11 protein-coding genes are annotated in these 16,753 nt (G+C 69.4%); 9 read left to right on the forward strand and 2 right to left on the reverse strand.

From position 1 onward, the window contains the following. Nucleotides 1-167 precede the first annotated feature (167 nt). From BLQ50_RS01230 to BLQ50_RS01255, 6 genes are all read left to right on the forward strand, one after another. On the forward strand, nt 168-371 hold the full coding sequence (locus tag BLQ50_RS01230; RefSeq protein ID WP_042437666.1) for a cold-shock protein: 204 nt from the start codon (nt 168-170) through the stop codon (nt 369-371). Nucleotides 372-595: 224 nt separating this feature from the next. Continuing rightward, nucleotides 596-1,684: a fatty acid desaturase family protein gene (locus BLQ50_RS01235; RefSeq protein WP_093180590.1), complete on the forward strand. Its 1,089-nt coding sequence runs from the start codon at nt 596-598 to the stop codon at nt 1,682-1,684. A 205-nt stretch (nt 1,685-1,889) separates the two neighbouring features. Beyond that, complete coding sequence (locus BLQ50_RS01240) at nt 1,890-3,554, forward strand: carboxylesterase/lipase family protein (RefSeq protein WP_175558970.1); 1,665 nt, start codon at nt 1,890-1,892, stop codon at nt 3,552-3,554. Between the two features lie 347 nt (nt 3,555-3,901). Next, nucleotides 3,902-4,105 (forward strand): cold-shock protein, encoded by a 204-nt coding sequence (locus tag BLQ50_RS01245; RefSeq protein ID WP_093180593.1) that lies wholly within the window; start codon nt 3,902-3,904, stop codon nt 4,103-4,105. Between the two features lie 141 nt (nt 4,106-4,246). After that, nucleotides 4,247-4,882, forward strand: a complete 636-nt coding sequence (locus BLQ50_RS01250) for a M15 family metallopeptidase (protein WP_245700825.1) — start codon at nt 4,247-4,249, stop codon at nt 4,880-4,882. Nucleotides 4,883-5,028: 146 nt separating this feature from the next. Further along, complete coding sequence (locus BLQ50_RS01255; RefSeq protein WP_093180594.1) at nt 5,029-5,232, forward strand: hypothetical protein; 204 nt, start codon at nt 5,029-5,031, stop codon at nt 5,230-5,232. Nucleotides 5,233-5,330: 98 nt separating this feature from the next. Here BLQ50_RS01255 and BLQ50_RS01260 read toward each other — a convergent pair whose 3' ends face one another. Further along, a complete protein-coding gene (locus BLQ50_RS01260; RefSeq protein ID WP_093180596.1) occupies nt 5,331-5,840 on the reverse strand; it encodes a mycothiol transferase in 510 nt (169 codons plus the stop codon). Between the two features lie 130 nt (nt 5,841-5,970). On the opposite strand from BLQ50_RS01260, the gene BLQ50_RS01265 reads away from it, so the two are divergent. After that, nucleotides 5,971-8,190, forward strand: coding sequence for a thioredoxin domain-containing protein (locus BLQ50_RS01265; RefSeq protein ID WP_093180597.1), 2,220 nt, complete (start codon nt 5,971-5,973; stop codon nt 8,188-8,190). Nucleotides 8,191-8,562: 372 nt separating this feature from the next. Next, entirely contained in the window at nt 8,563-13,254 is a 4,692-nt protein-coding gene (locus BLQ50_RS18200) for a discoidin domain-containing protein (RefSeq protein ID WP_139185669.1), read from the forward strand. Nucleotides 13,255-13,409: 155 nt separating this feature from the next. Here the strand turns inward: BLQ50_RS18200 and BLQ50_RS01275 are convergent, their stop codons facing one another. Further along, nucleotides 13,410-14,828: a sodium/glutamate symporter gene (locus BLQ50_RS01275; RefSeq protein WP_093180599.1), complete on the reverse strand. Its 1,419-nt coding sequence runs from the start codon at nt 14,826-14,828 to the stop codon at nt 13,410-13,412. A gap of 187 nt (nt 14,829-15,015) precedes the next feature. Here BLQ50_RS01275 and BLQ50_RS01280 point away from each other — a divergent pair, with 187 nt between their 5' ends. Beyond that, nucleotides 15,016-16,728, forward strand: a complete 1,713-nt coding sequence (locus tag BLQ50_RS01280; RefSeq protein WP_093181605.1) for an ABC-F family ATP-binding cassette domain-containing protein — start codon at nt 15,016-15,018, stop codon at nt 16,726-16,728. Nucleotides 16,729-16,753 lie beyond the last annotated feature (25 nt).

Below are 16,753 nucleotides of genomic sequence, written 5' to 3' on the forward strand. Positions count from 1 at the left end.
GGGCCAGATGCCTGTACTCTGTTCATTGAAGTTGCTGTGCCTCTCATGTCTTTGCCGCTCAGGGTTCATGCCCGCGGATCTTGTTCTTTCAAGAGTTGACGACGGAACACCGTGACGAACGGCTTCGAATCGCGAAGTCGTCCGACGACTCTTGAAGGAGTATCGAAATGACTGTTGGAACTGTGAAGTGGTTCAACGCTGAAAAGGGCTTCGGCTTCATTGCACCCGAGGACGGCTCGGCTGACGTGTTCGCGCACTACTCCGCGATCGCCTCCTCCGGCTACCGCTCGCTCGACGAGAACCAGAAGGTTGAGTTCGACGTCACCCAGGGCCCCAAGGGCCCCCAGGCTGAGAACATCCGCCCCCTCTGATCTCTTTCCTCTCGATCACGGCCTCGTGCCGCTGATCAAGGATTGACATCTTTCACGAATGCCCCGGGCCTTGTGCCCGGGGCATTCGTATGTCTTCACCACGTCACCACCTCTGCGCGCCTCCACGCCAGGCACAGTCGCCTAGCCTGAGAGAACGAGCGCAACTCATCTGGTGACGAAGCATCACGTGCGACCCTCGCTCTCCCCACTCCTTCGGAGGACAGATGAGCGCCACGCTCACCGCTGACAGCCCGCGCCCGCCCGACGGCTCCCCTCGCCAGCGGCAAGTGACCGACTTCGCCGAGATCTCCAGTCAGATCCAGGCCGCCGGCCTGATGCGCCGCCGCTACGGCTACTACTGGGCCAAGCTCGTCGGCATGGTCGCAGTGTTCGCCGCCTTCGTCGCGGCCTTCCTGTGGATCGGCGACTCGTGGTGGCAGATGCCCATGGCTGCCCTGCTCGCGGTCGTCCTCACCCAGACTGCCTTCCTCGGCCACGACGCCGCACACCGCCAGATGTTCCGTTCCGGGCGCTGGAACGAGTGGGTCAGCCTCATCGTCGCGAACCTCTTCGTCGGGCTGAGCTACGGCTGGTGGCAGAACAAGCACACCCGCCACCACGGCAACCCCAACAAGGAGACCGTCGACCCGGACATCGACCTCCCCGTCCTGGCCTTCACCCCCGACCAGGCCGCGGCCCGCACCTCACGCCTGGGCCGCTGGTTCGCGACCCGCCAGGGCTGGTTCTTCTTCCCGCTGCTCCTGCTCGAGGGGCTCGACCTGCACTTCCAAGGCCTCAAGCGGGTCTTCGGCCGCGAGCGCATCGCCCGCCGCTGGGCCGAGATCACCTTCCTCAGCGTCCGGCTCATCGGATACTTCGCCCTCGTGCTGCTGGTCCTCTCCCCGGGCAAGGCCGCCGTCTTCCTCGCGATCCAGATGGGCCTCTTCGGGCTGTACATGGGCGGGTCCTTCGCCCCGAACCACAAGGGCATGCCGATCGTCCCCAAGGACGTGAAGATCGACTTCCTGCGCCGTCAGGTCCTCATGAGCCGCAACGTCACGACCGGCCGCTTCATGGACACCGCGCTCGGCGGGCTCAACTACCAGATCGAGCACCACCTGTTCCCGAGCATGCCGCGTCCCCACCTGCGCCTGGCCCAGCCGATCATCGAGCGGTTCTGCGCCGAGAAGGGTGTCCTGTACACCCAGACCGGACTGTTTGCGTCCTACGGGATCGTCATCCGCTACCTCAACCGCGTCGGCCTGGGCGACCGCGACAACTTCACCTGCCCCCTAGTCCGCTCCTACCGCTAACCCGCGCAGCCGCCCCCGCATCCCGCTGAGTGCTGGGTATTACACGCGACGCCGGCGTTTCGGTGCAATACCCAGTACTCAGCAAGGGGGACGGGGTGGGTTTTAGGGGTGGCGACCGGCTAGCCTCGGTAGTGAGAGGACGCGTGCTGGCTGTCCTCAACAGATTCCTCGAGACAACAGCGGGAGCCGCCCAGTGGCCAATGTCGTGAGCACCCAGGTCCAGACCGCGCAGGGCACTCTGCGCGGCGCGCTCACCCCCACCGGGCTGCGCGCCTTCCGCGCCATCCCGTATGCCGCTCCGCCCGTGGGCAATCTCCGGTTCCGCGCCCCCCGGCCGCCCGAACGCTGGACCGGCGTCCGCAACGCGATGCACCACGGCCCCGTCGCCCCGCAGCGGATCAGCCAGTACTACTCGGCCGCCGGACCCGACACCGATCAGTCCGAGGACTGCCTCACGCTCAGCGTCCTCACCCCCGCGGCCAGCTCGCCCGTTCTGCCCGACGCCGGCCCGTCCCTCTCCCCGCCCGACGCCGCTGCGCCGTCGGCCATGCGCGCGTCGTCGGCCATGCGAACGTCGTCGGCCATGCGAACGTCGTCGGCCATGCCCGACGCCGGCCCTGCCGCTGGGAGCGCCGCGCCGGATGCGGACCCCGCGGCGCTGCGCCCGGTCATCGTGTGGTTCCACGGCGGTGCGTTCGTCCGCGGGGCCGGGTCGGCGCCCGCCTACGCCGGAGACGCCCTCGTCGAGCACGGCGACGCGGTCCTGGTCACGGTGAACTACCGGCTCGGCGCACTCGGCTTCCTCGACTTCTCCCAGTTCTCCACGCCGCAGCGGGTCTTCGAGTCCAACCTGGGCCTGCGGGACATGGTCGCCGCCCTCGAGTGGGTGCAACGCAACATCGCGGCCTTCGGAGGCGACCCGTCGAACGTGACCATCGCCGGGCAGTCCGCCGGCGCGACCGCGGTGACCACGCTCATGTGCGTGCCCTCCGCGGCAGGGCTGTTCCACAGGGCGATCGCGCAGAGCCCCGCGGTCGCCGCGGTCTACGGCGCAGAGCGCGCCGCCGGTTGGGCCCGGGACTTCATCAACTGGCTGCACACGACCGAGAGCCTCGCGGTCGACGCGCTGCTCGGTGCCCCGCCCACCGAGCTTGTCGCGGCGGCCACCCGGCTCATGGCCCTGACCCAGGTCGAGACCCCGGGTGCGATGTGCATGAGCCCGGTCGTCGACGGGGACTTCCTGCCCGAGCACCCGATCGACGTGCTGGCCGCCGGCCGCGCGCACCCGGTCCCGCTGCTCATCGGCTCGACCAAGCACGAGGGCGCGCTCTTCGCGACGGCGAGGCCTGGGCTGCTGCCGATCAGCGCCGAGTCGATCAACCTCATGTTCGAGATCACCGACCCGGGCGCCCAGCTCAAGGTCCTCTCCGCCTACCCGGGGTACCCGAGCAAGCGGGCGCGGGCCCAGCTCGTCGGCGATGCGGCCTTCTGGGTGCCCGGCGTGCATGCCGCCCAGGGTCACGCGACCGTCGCCCCGACCTTCGTCTACCGCTACGACTTCACGACGGCGGCCCTCAACCTCAAGGGGCACGGTGCCACCCACGGGACGGATCTGCTGCCGGTGTTCGGCAACCTGGACTCGTCGCGCGGCCGGGCGGCCACGATGCTCGGCGGCAGCGAGGAGCTGGCCGGGGTGAGCGAACGGATGCAGGACCAGTGGCTCACCTTCGCCCGCACCGGCGCTGTGAGCTGGCCGGTCTACGACGACGTCGACCGCCCGACGAAGATCTTCTCGACCACGGACCGCCTGATCAGCGACCCCGGCCGGGAGCGCCGCCGAGCCTGGGACTCCGTAGCCACCTACCGCTGACCCGCCCACCCCTTCCCCCACCCCCAACTAATCCGCTGAGTGCTGGGTTTTACACGTGAAATGGGCCGTTTCGCGTGTAAAACCCAGCACTCGGCGAGGGGGTGGGATGGGCGGGTTATCGGCGGGTTGTGGACGGTTGGGGCTCGGGATCTGAGAAATGGCTCTCAGACCTAGCGCGTATCCCCCAGACATGACTAAAGTAGGCCGCGAAGTTGCAGTGCATCGCACGTCTCACCTGCACCGACGCGAGTCGGGGTAGTTCTTGATCTTCAGGAGTGGACGACGAACACCGTGACGAGCGGCCTCCACAGGGGAGACCGTTTGACAACTCTTGAAGGAGTATCAAGATGGCTGTTGGGACCGTGAAGTGGTTCAACGCAGAAAAGGGCTTCGGCTTCATCGCACCTGAGGACGGCAGCGCTGACGTGTTCGCCCACTACTCGGCGATCCAGAGCTCGGGCTACCGCTCGCTCGACGAGAACCAGAAGGTCGAGTTCGACATCACACAGGGCCCCAAGGGCCCGCAGGCGGAGAACATCCGCCCGGTCTGATCTCGCCTCGGCTAGATCCAGCACCATCTGTTGGCCCCGGACGGGAACGTCCGGGGCCAACGGCGTTCCCGGACCGCCGAGGGACCGCCGCCGCCAACCCCGAACTCCTCATGACCACCGCCCGGGTGTCGATGGGTGAACGTGAGCGGAATCGAAGCGATCTCATCGCGCATCCTGGAGATCCAGACGACCGTCGCCTCCTTCTCCGCACGGGCCCAACCGGCCATGGGGACCCTGCTGACCCAGGCAACCTCTCAGTCGACGACGTTGCAGTCCGCGACCTCCTCCGCGACGGCCTTCGACCTGCTGCTCGCCCAGGCCCAAGCCACCACCACGACCGCCACCTCGACGCCTGGGACCTTCAGCCTCAACGCCGACGGGATCCCCAGCGACCTGGCCGCCTACGGCAACGGGCAGGTGCCGGCGGCCGCGCTCGCCTCGGTGGGCAGCACCGGACACAAGCTGTGGACCCCCGCGGCGGGCGCCTTCGAGACGCTGCTCGCGGCGGCGAAGGCCGACGGCGTCGACATCGGGATCACGGACTCCTACCGGACCTATGACAGCCAGGTCGACCTCGCCGAGCGCAAGGGCCTGTACTCCGACGGCGGGTTGGCGGCCAAACCCGGCACGAGCGACCACGGCTGGGGACTGAGCCTCGATCTCAAGCTCGACACCGCGGCGCTGAGCTGGATGCGCACGAACGGTGCGACCTACGGCTTCGCCGAGGACGTCCCCCGGGAGCCGTGGCACTGGACGTTCCAGGGCGCCGACGCTTAGCCTTGTGCGGGCCTTCCAGCCGTTGTTCCTGGTGGGAGCGGAAGGCCCCGATCCCGAAGCAGGAATTCAACCATGGGGACTTCTCCCCATGCGATTCACCCGGCTGGGCCTTGAACGGGTGGGACGGCCGGTCATAGTGTCGCTAGGTGATCAGTCGTAAGCTCCAGACCTCGGCGGCGGCCCCCGCCACGCTCGTCTCGCTGGCGCGCGTCGGCATCGCCGGACTGTCCCTGGCATCCCTCATCAGCGCAGATGCTGTCGAGCCCGCCACGGCCACAGTCCCTCAGGCCGCAACTGCGCCCACACTGGGCGCCGCGGTCACGATCCAACGGCTCCGCGCAAGCGTCTAGCCACCGCCCCGTCGGCGCGCTCGACACGAGCGCCCTCCGTGTGAGCGGCGCCCTCCGTGTCCGCGTCGTCGCCGCTCAACGGCGCATGACCGAGCCGCTCAACGGCGCAGGACCAGGCCGCGCACGTAGCCCGCCTGCCCGACGTGCTCGAAGTCGTCGGCGAGGATGCTCATCAGACGCACGGCCACCGTCACCGGCGGGTCGTAGGACTCATCGATCACCCGGGCGAGGTCATCGTCGTCGAGCGAGCCGATGACCTCCGACGTCCGGGCGAAGGTGCTCTCGTGGTAGGCCACGAGCTCCTCAGCCGACACCCCACGCACCGCAGCAACCTGGGCGCTCGTGTACCCGTAGCCGGTGTCGGCTGGATCGAGTCCAAGCCCGAGACGCTCCGCCCACCCCTCGGTGATCCACACCTGCTCCGTCCCGGCAATGTCGGCCACCTGCGCGTCCTGCACGCGGGAGATGTGCCAGAGCAGCCAGGACAGGGAGTTGCCGTCGGGGTCCAGGCGATGCTCCAGCTGCTCCTTCGAGAGGCCGGAGGCGATCTCACGTACCTCGTCGTCGATCCGGGTGAATCCGTCGAGCAGCAGGTCGGTGGACTTCATCGAGGCTCCAGGTGCTCAGTGCCGATGTGGGCGAAGGCGGCTGAGGGTGGGTGAGTAGGGGCGGTGCCGATCATCTCCGATCCTCGTCCTCGGGCGGCACGTTGGCAACGGCGACGTCTACCGTGGAGGGATGAACCGCCTCGGCTCGGCCCTGTCCCCCTACCTGCGCCAGCACGCGACCAACCCGGTCGACTGGCACGAGTGGGACACCGCGGCCTTCGAGGAGGCGACAGCCCGCGACATGCCGATCCTGCTGTCGATCGGCTACGCGGCCTGCCACTGGTGCCACGTCATGGCCCACGAGTCCTTCGAGGACCCCGCGACCACGGCCCTGATGAACGCGTCCTACGTGTGCATCAAGGTGGACCGTGAGGAACGCCCCGACATCGACTCGGTCTACATGGCAGCCGTCGTGGCCATGACCGGGCAGGGCGGCTGGCCCATGACGGTCTTCCTCACCCCGGACGGCGCACCGTTCTACGCCGGTACGTACTTCCCACCCATCCCCGCACACGGCCTGCCGTCTTTCCCGCAGGTGCTCGACGCCATCGCGGAGGCCTGGCGCGACCGCCGCGACGGCCTCGAGGAGCAGGCCGCCGCGCTCGTCGCGCGGCTACGCGAGCAGCCCGACGCGCTCGCCACCCTGACGACCGCCCCCACCACGCAGGACCTGGCCGACGCCGCGCAGCTGCTCTCCCGTCAGCACGACCGGGTAAACGGCGGCTTTGGCACCGCCCCGAAGTTCCCGCCGAGCATGAACCTCGACCAGCTGCTGCGCCACCACGGGCGGACCGGAGACGCCGTGGCGTTGCGCGTGGCCGCGCACACCTGCGAGGCGATGGCCCGCGGCGGGATCTACGACCAGCTCGGCGGCGGCTTCGCCCGGTACTCCGTCGACGCCGAGTGGGTGGTCCCCCACTTCGAGAAGATGCTCTACGACAACGCCCAGCTGCTCGGCGTCTACGCCCGGCTGTGGCGCACGACGACGGCCCTGGCCGACGGCGGCGCGTCCGCGACCGACCCGCCCCTCGCCGACCCGTCGGCCGTAGCCGATCTCGCCCACCGGGTCGCGACCGAGACCGCGGACTTCCTGCTCACCGAGCTGCGCACCGCGGAGGGCGCCTTCGCCTCCTCCCTCGACGCGGACACCGACGGCCACGAGGGCACGTTCTACGTGTGGACCCCGGAACAGCTCCTCACCGTCCTGGGACCCGACGACGGCCCGTGGGCCGCAGACCTGTTCGGCGTGACCGCGAACGGCACCTTTGACGACGGCGCGAGCGTGCTGCAGCTGGCGCGTCCGGACCTGCTCGCCACTCCCGGCGCCGCCGAGCGCTGGGCCAGGGTGCGGGGCACCCTGGCCGCGGTCCGTGCCACCCGCACCCGCCCGGGCCGCGACGACAAGGTCGTCGCGGGGTGGAACGGCCTGGCGATCGCCTCTCTCGCCGAGGCCGGCATGATCTTCGACCGTCCCGACTGGGTGGCCGCGGCCGAGCGCGCCGCCGAGCACGTCGTCGCCCGGCACTGGTCCGGTGGGGCCGGTGAGTCCGGTGCCGGCCCGTCCGGACCGTCCGGCCAGCCCGGCCAGCCGGAGCCCGCACCCGGCGGGTCCACCTCCGACACCGGACCCGAGCTCCGTCGGGTGTCCCTGGGCGGGGAGCTGTCGAGGGCAGCCGGAACCCTCGAGGACTACGCCCTGCTCGCCGACGGGCTGCTCGTGCTGTTCTCCGCGACCGGGGCGACCCGGTGGTTCGAGGTCGCCGAGGCGCTGCTCGACGTGGTGCTGGACAGGTTCACCGAGCCGTCCGGCGACGCCGTCGCGTTCTTCGACACCCCGTCCGCGCCATCGGCCGCGACCGGTTCACCCGCGCACACCTCGCCCGCGCTCATCGTCCGGCCCGCCGACCCGGGCGACAACGCGAGCCCGTCGGGCCGGTCGGCCGCGGCGGGGGCGCTGCTGCGCTATGCGGCGTTGTCCGGGTCGCACCGTCACCGGGCGGCCGCGGAGGCTGCGCTGAGCGTCTACCCCGTGCTCGCCGCGCAGGCTCCGCGCTTCGCCGGACATGCCCTCGCGGTGGCCGAGGCGCTCGTCGACGGACCGCGGGAGATCGCGATAGTCCTGCCGCCCGGCGCCGATGCTGTCGCCCAAGAGGCCGCATCCGCCCTGATCAGCGCCGCGTGGCGAGGAACCGCGCCGGGCGCGGTGATCGCCGTCGGGCAGGAAGGAGACGGGCACCCGCTGCTGGCGCGGCGGCCCGCCCCGGTGCCCACGGCGTACGTCTGTCGTGGGTTCGTCTGCGACCGCCCCGTCACTGACGCCTCGGCGCTCACGCGCCTGCTGCAGGCCTGACCCTCACTCGATCCTCGGGGCCCGACCGGACCTGACACTGCGCCAGAGTCCGCGCCACTGCCGTGCCGCCGCACGCAGGCGGCCGGGCAGAGACATCGGGTCGCGGGTCCGAGCTGAGCGATAGAGCGCTCCACTCCGAGAGGCTCAAGGCCTGTCGAGTTTGCATGACATGGGCGGATTAGCGCCCAGTTAGGCAACCTGCAATTTCTGGGCTCCGCCAAAATCACCCTTGCATTCTCCTCATACTCTCATCCACACTTTGACCATCTCAGAGAGCGCTCTCTGTGGCTCTTTGATCGAAATACCCACTTCACCAGGCCAACGAAGGCCTGGACGCAGCGGTCACCGTCGACCGCACTAGCTGGAGGATCAATGCCCGCTCCCTCGTGGCCATCGCCACCCAGAACAAGACCGCAGCACGGCCGGCCCGGCTGGGGCCGCAAGCTCATCTCCGGATTCAGCGCGATTGCACTCCTTGCCGTCGGACTGACCGCGTCGATCGCCGCGACGCCGGCATCTGCCGCCGACCCGGCGCTCATCTCTCAGGGCAAGGTGGCTACCTCCTCCTCGGGAACTGCGGCGCGCGCCTTCGACGGGGTCCTGAGCACGCGGTGGGAGAGCGCTTCAAGCGATCCCCAGTGGATCAAGGTCGACCTTGGCAAGATGAGCTCGATCGGTGAGATCACACTGCGCTGGGAGACCGCCCGCGCAAAAGACTTCACCCTCGAGGTGTCCAACGACGACAACACGTGGACAACGATCCACACGACGACCGGCGCACCCGACGCCATCAACGCCGTCGACACGATCACCCCCGACGACGGCGTGGCCATCGGCCGCTACATCCGCATGACCGGCACAGCCCGCACCACGGCCTACGGCTACTCGCTGTATGAGGTCGAGGTCTACAGCAGCGGCCTGCCGCTGCCGCCCGGCCCCGACGCACTCCTCTCCACCTCGGTCGTCTCGATCGCCGGCACCCAGGGCGCCTGGCAGCTGATGGTCGACGGCGCGCCCTACACGGTCAAGGGCATGACCTGGGGCCCCAGCCCGGAGACGGCCGAGTCCTACATGGCCGACCTCAAGGCGATGGGCGTCAACACGATCCGCACCTGGGGAACCGACGCCTCGTCTGCGCAGCTCTTCGATGCCGCCGCAGCGGTCGGCATCCGCGTGATCGCAGGATTCTGGGTCCAGCCCGGCGGCGGCCCCGGAAGCGGCGGCTGCCCCGACTTCGTCGCCGGCACCGACCCGTACTTCGACGCCGTCCGGTCCGATGTAGCCACCTGGGCCGCCGCGTACAAGGACCACCCCGCCATCCTCATGTGGGACGTCGGCAACGAGTCGCTCAACGGCCTGAGCAGCTGTTACAGCGGCGCGAACCTCGAGGCGCAGCGCAATGCGTACGCGTCCTTCATCAACGAGCTCGCTGGCTCGATCCACGGCATCGATGCCAACCACCCGGTCACCTCGACCGACGCCTGGGTCGGCGCCTGGCCGTACTACAAGGCTCACGCCCCCAGCCTCGACCTGTACGCCATCAACTCCTACGGCGCGATCGGCGGCATCAAGCAGGCGTGGATCGACGGCGGCTACACCAAGCCCTACGTCGTGACCGAGGCCGGACCGGCCGGTGAGTGGGAGGTCGTCGACGACGCCAACGGCGCACCGACCGAGCCCACGGACATCGAGAAGGCCCAGGGCTACGCCGACGCGTGGGCTGCGGTCCAGAGCCACCCTGGCGTCGCGCTCGGGGCGACGATGTTCCACTTCGGCATCGAGAGCGACTTCGGCGGGGTGTGGCTCAACGTCCTCACCGGCGGCGACAAGCGCCTCGCGTACTACGAGATCGCCAAGCTGTACGGCGGCAGCAGCGGACAGCCGGGCGTCAACACACCCCCGCGCATCACCACGATGACCGTCCCGACCACGACCGTCGAGCCCGGAGCGAAGTTCCCTCTCTCCGTCGTGGCGAGCGACCCGGACGGCGACGCGATCACCTACACGATTCAGGTCTCGGGCAACTACGCGGACGGGAACAAGAACCTCGTCCCGGCGACGTTCACGGCGAGCCAGAACGGGGCCTTCACCGTGACCGCCCCGCTGACCGAGGGCGTCTGGAAGATCTATGTCCTGGCGCGCGACAGTCACGGCAACGCGGGCATCGAGACCCGCAGCGTCAAGGTTGCCAACCCTGCGGTCGTCGAACCGCCGGCGAACGCGGAGCAGGTCTGCGGGCGCGACGTCACCGGCGATACCGGCGTGACCGCCACTGCCTCGCACGGCACCGGCAGCAGCGCGATCGACACGAACGTCTGGTCGCGCTGGGACTCGGGCGTCGCCGAGACCCCGGTCGGCAGCGGCAACTGGATCGGGCGCGACGGCGAATGGCTCGCCCTCGACCTCGGTGCGCTCAAGACCGTCTGCGGCGTCAAGCCGTACTGGGAAGGGGCTTTTGCCAAGGACTACGACATCCAGACCTCGACCAACGGCACCGACTGGACCACGGTCTCCCAGGTGCGCGGCGTCAGCGAGCAGGGACCGCAGGTCACCCGTTTCGCCCCGGTCAGCACCCGCTACCTGCGCCTCCTCAGCGTCACCCGGGGCACGGAATTCGGCGTGTCGATCTGGGACCTGGAGGTGTTCGAGGCTCGCGACATCGTCCTGCCGACGACCGACCTGCTGGGTGACCGCGTCCTCGTGTTCGACCCGTCGATGAACATGAAGGACATCCAGGCACTGTTCGACTCCGTCTTTGCCGACCAGGAGAAGGACCAGTTCGGCGAGGGTCGCTGGCAGTTCATCTTCAAGCCCGGAACATACTCGGTCGACGCTCGCATCGGCTTCTACACAGCGATGTCAGGAGCGGGCATCAACCCGACCGACGTCGACGTCCAAGGCGGCGACTGGGTCGACGCCGAGTGGTTCAACATGAACGCCACCCAGAACTTCTGGCGTTCGGCGGAGAACCTCTCCTATACCCCCACCGGTGGCACCGGGCGCTGGGCAACCTCCCAGGCCGCCCCGCTGCGCCGGGTCCAGGTGAATGGCGACCTGCTGCTCGACTCCGGTCGATACGGCTGGGCGTCGGGCGGATACATCGCCGATACGAACGTCTCCGGATTCGTGAAGTCGTTCACCCAGCAGCAGTGGTTCACCCGGGACAGCTCCGTGGGCACGTGGACCGGAGGCGTCTGGAACCTCGTGTTCTCCGGCGTGACCGGGAAGTTTGCGCTCGGCGACAAGCCGACCGACGCGTCCGCAACCCTGCCGCAGTTCCCCGGGACGTGGCCCGTTCCGCCGGTGACCGCTCTCGAGACCACCGGGCCGATCGCTGAGAAGCCCTACCTCTACATGTCCGGGACCGACGAGGACAACGTCGCGGACTGGTCTGTGCGTGTTCCCGAGGTTCGCGAGGACACGACCGGCACGACCTGGGCGAACGGCGTCACGCCGGGGACGTCGCTTCCCCTGTCGACGTTCTTCATCGTCAAGGAGGGCGCGACGGCGACGCAGGTCAACGCGGCGCTGGCGGCCGGGAAGAACCTGCTGTTCACCCCGGGTGTCTACCGCATGGACACGACCATCGAGGTGAGCCGTCCGGGCACCGTCGTGCTGGGTCTTGGCCTCGCGACGATCATCCCCACCGGGGGCGGGATCGGCATGCATGTCGCCGACGCTGCAGGCATCCGGGTCGCCGGGCTGCTCTTCGACGCCGCCGTGACCGAGTCACCTGCACTGTTCGTGGTGGGCGACAAGGGTGTGCACGTCGACCACTCGGCCGACCCGATCGTGGTCAGCGACGTGTTCCTGCGCGTCGGTGGCGCGGTGGCCGGCAAGGTTGACGCAGCCATGGTGGTCAATGCTGACGACACCATCGTCGACCACGTGTGGTCGTGGCGCGGAGACCATGGCGCTGGAATCGGGTGGGACCTGAACACCTCCGACTACGGCTTTGTGGTCAACGGTGACGACGTCTCGGCCTACGGGCTGTTCGTCGAGCACTTCCAGAAGTACAACGTGTACTGGAAGGGCGACAACGGCCGCACGGTCTTCTACCAGAACGAGCTGCCCTATGACGTGCCCAGCCAGGACGCGTGGCAGAACGGCACCGTCAAGGGTTGGGCCGCCTACAAGGTGGACAACTCGGTGACCACGCACGAGGCGTGGGGGCTTGGGTCGTACTCGAACTTCACGACGGACACCGGAATCTCCGTGGCCGGCGGTTTTGAGGTACCCAAGACGCCGAACGTGAAGATGCACCACATGCTCGCCGTATCCCTCGGTGGTGCTGGCATCTTCGACGCCGTGATCAACGGCGTCGGCGCCTCCGCCTCGGGCACCCAGACTGTCCCGAGCTACGTCGCGGAGTACCCGGACCCGGCCAACCCGGATGCCGGGATCCAGCCGCCCGACGCGGTCAAGGACCCGGCGACGGATCCTGACACGACGCCGGTAGTCGACCCGGGGACGGACCCCGGTACCGACCCAGGCACCGACCCTGGAACAGATCCCGGTACAGACCCGGGGACCGACCCCGGTACGAACCCGGGGACCAACCCCGGGACAGATCCTGGTACGAACCCGGGGACCACCCCCGGAACCAACCCGGGCACCGTTCCGGGCACGACTCCCGGCACCACTCCCGGCACGACTCCCGTGGCCCCCAAGCTCGTCGTCGACCTCTCGCGGTCCTCGGTCCAGGCGGGTGGCTCCGTGAGCGTGGAGACGTCCGGCCTCAAGGCGGGAGAAAAGGTCGAGGTCTGGCTGCACTCCACGCCGGTCCTGCTGACCTCCGGTATGGCGTCGAAGGATGGAACCGTTCGTCTCACGGTCAAGATCCCAGCCGGGACCTCCGCGGGCGAGCACTCCATCGTCGTCAAGGGTCTGGACTCCGGCGCGTCGGGCAGCGCGCCCCTGCGTGTGAGGGCCGCGGCCTCCGGTCTCGCAGCGACCGGGAGCGACGCGCTGTCGCTCGGGCTGCTGGCCACGCTCACCGTCGTCGCCGGTGCCGCGTTGCTGGGCATCCGTCGACGGAGGATCGGGACCGCGTCGAAGGGCTAGCGCGACCCGCGACAGCAGGTAGCGAATGACACTGTCCGCGCCCCCCGAGGGGGACGCGGACAGTGTCATGTCGGCGGCGGTCCGGCCCCGACGGGTGCCGCTCGCAAAGTTGCCACGACCGGACCGCGAGGACCGCGCCGCGCTCGCACGAGCCCCTACGACGCCGTGCGCGCCGCCGGCTCACGAGAGGCACCGCTCGACGCCCGGTTGCGGGCCATCCCCCACAGCACGAGCGCGACGGTGATCACCGCGGAGATGACCCCAAAGACGAGCGACCCCCACTCGATGATCAGCGGCACGGAGAACGCGGTGAGGATGCCACCACCGAGAATCGGCTCATAGGTGAGCTGCTTGTACCCGTAGGCGGTGGCCGTGTTCGTCTGGTGCTTGGGGTCGGCCATGTCGGCCAGGATGAACCCGGTGGCGACGTTCCCCTGCGACTGCCCGAAGTCCGCGAGGGAATGCTCGAACCAGCTCGGCCCGTGGATCCGCGGGCCGAGGAACAGCATGCCGAAGACGCTCCAGGCCACCGCAATCACGGTGAGGATGACAAGCGCCGGGATGTTCGCGCCGAGGGCCGCCAGGGACATGGTGCCGATCGCGCTCGCGATGAGGGCATCGAGGGAGATCGAGGAGATCCCGGTGACCGAGCGGCGGTCGATGTAGTGGTCCTTGCCCAGCTTGGTGGCGATCGCCTGGACGAGGAACCCACCGATCACGGTGAACGGGAAGAGCGGGAAGTTGTCGAAGATGTCCAGGCCGACCGCGCCGAAGGCGAAGCGCAGCAGCTCGAGGATGGCGATCGCGACGGCCACGGCCAGGGAGATGAACATGAAGGCCGCGGTGACCGAGCTCATGCCGGCGTCGGCGGGCTCGTGGTCGTCCTCGGGGGCGATGCCGACCTCGGACAGGTCGAGGCCTTCGGCGCGGGTCGGCGGTGTCTGGCGGGCGACGGGGATCTTCGGGTGCTTGAGCGCGTACCGCACGATGAGCGAGCCACCGATCACGCCGGTCACCATGCTCACGGTCGCCAGGCCGAGGCCGAGGTCCACGACCTCCCCCGCGCCGGCGTCGTCGAGCAGCGGGCCCATGCCCGCGATCGTGCCGTGCCCACCGGCGAAGGACATCTCCAGGATGGAGCCGGCGAGGTCGGTCAGCCCGAAGATCGGGGTAAGGATGAGGACGACTGCGAAGGCGCCGAGGGCGAACTGGCCGAAGGAGAACACCGACCCGAGGATGAAGTGCGGGGCGGAGGCACCCCAGATGTTCTTCAGCGACGGCAGACGCTTGCCAAGCATGACCGCGGCGAAGACGATGTTGATGAAGATCCCCGGCAGAACCGACCACACGGCGATGACCTGCGCGGGGATCAGCCCACCCGTGCCGGTCCACTCGCCGAGAAGTTGCGGGCCGATCAGCAGGATGACAAAGCCGGCGATGACCGAGGAGGGGATGAACAGGGCTGCCAGCCCCGGGACGTAGCGCCGCACGAGCCAGGCGAGGCCGAGCACGATGCCGAGGAAGACGAAGGCCACCCCCACCCACTGAGCTTCGGAGTACTCGATAGTGACCATGGGGAATCTCCTGTGCGTGAGGCCGACAAGTCGCCAGGTGCGCAACCTTGCGCATACTGTCCCACCGTGCGGTGGCTGCGCCCCGATGAAACGCGGGAGTTGTGGAGTATTTGTGCGCTACCTCCGGTGGGCATCGGAGCGCTTGCCGAGGCGTATCGTGCCGGGTCGCCAAGGGAGAATGGTCACCATGACTGCCACCCTCGTCGCCCGCGGCCTCGGCGCCGCACACGCCGACCGCACCGTCTTCTCCGGCCTCGACCTCGTGGTCAGCCCGGGCGACGTCGTCGGCCTGGTCGGCGCGAACGGTGCGGGCAAGTCCACCCTGCTCGCCCTCCTCGCCGCCGCCCACCTGCCCGACGCCGGCAGCGTCACCCTCGCGCCATCGGGCGCCCTGGTCGGCTGGTTGCCCCAGGAGGTGGAACGCGTCACCGGCGAGTCCGTCCGGGAGCACCTGGCCCGCCGCACGGGCGTCGCCGCCGCCCAGGAGGCCTTTGACAACAGCACCACGGCACTAGGCGAGGGACTCCCCGGGGCCGACGACGCCTACGCCCTTGCCTTCGACCGATGGATGGCGATCGGGGCGGCGGACCTGGACGAGCGGCTCGGCGCCGTGCTCGCCGACCTGGGCCTCGACGTAGATCCCGAGCACCCCATGACGGGCCTGTCCGGCGGCCAGGCCGCCCGCGTCGGCCTGGCCGCGCTGCTGCTCTCCCGCTTCGACCTGCTGCTGCTCGACGAACCGACCAATGACCTGGACCTGGACGGCCTGGCCCGGCTGGAGGCCTTCGTCCGCGACCAGCGCGCCGGGATCGTCGTGGTCAGCCACGATCGGGAGTTCCTCGCCCGGTGCGTGACCCGGGTGGTCGAGCTCGACCTCGCCCAGCAGCAGGTGGCCGTGTACAACGGCGGCTATGAGGCCTACCTCGAGGAGCGGTCGACCGCCCGTCGGCACGCCCGCGAGTCCTACGACGAGTTCGCCGACAAGAAGTCCGGGCTCGAGGCCCGCGCCCGGATGCAGCGCGGCTGGATGGCCAAGGGCGTGCGGGACTCGGTGCGCAAGGGCGACCCCGACAAGCACATCCGCGCCGCCCACCGCGAGGGATCGGAGAAACAGGCGGCCAAGGCCCGCCAGACCGAGCGGATGATCGAACGCCTCGACGAGATTGTCGAGCCCCGCAAGGAGTGGGCGCTGCGCTACGAGATCGCCGCTGCCCCGCGCGGCTCGGCGGTCGTCGCGGTCCTGCGGGACGCCGTCGTGCAGCTGGGAACGCGCGCGGGCGACGCGCCGGGCGCGCGGGGCGAGGCCGCACTGGAAGAGTCGGCCGCCGCGTTCACCCTGGGCCCGGTCTCGCTCCAGGTGGACGCGGGCGACCGGGTGGCCATCACGGGGGCGAACGGGTCGGGCAAGACGACCCTGCTGCGCGCGCTGCTCGGGAGCGTGCCCCTCACCTCCGGAACGTCCACGCTGGGGACTTCCGTGGCGATCGGGGAGGTGGACCAGGCACGCAGCCAGCTCGGCGGCACCCCGGGGACGGTCGCGGCGCCGCTCTTCGAGGCGTTCTCCCGTCAGGTCCCCGACTGGCCCGAGGCCGAGGTGCGGACCCTGCTCGCGAAGTTCGGACTGAAGGCCGACCACGTCCTTCGCCCGGTCACCTCGCTGTCCCCGGGCGAGCGCACCCGTTCCGCCCTCGCGCTGCTGCAGGCCCGCGGGGTCAACCTGCTTGTGCTCGACGAGCCGACCAACCACCTCGACCTCCCGGCGATCGAGCAGCTGGAAGAGGCGCTGGAGTCCTACACCGGGACGCTTCTGCTGGTCACCCACGACCGGCGGATGCTCGACGCAGTCCACGTGAATCGGCGCTGGGCCGTGACCGGCGGACAGGTCACGACCCAGGACTAGAGCCGGACCTGCCGCCGGGGCGTCG

Origin of the sequence: Sanguibacter gelidistatuariae, assembly GCF_900096585.1 — a bacterium.
In the GTDB taxonomy this organism is placed as follows: Bacteria; Actinomycetota; Actinomycetes; order Actinomycetales; family Cellulomonadaceae; genus Sanguibacter; species Sanguibacter gelidistatuariae.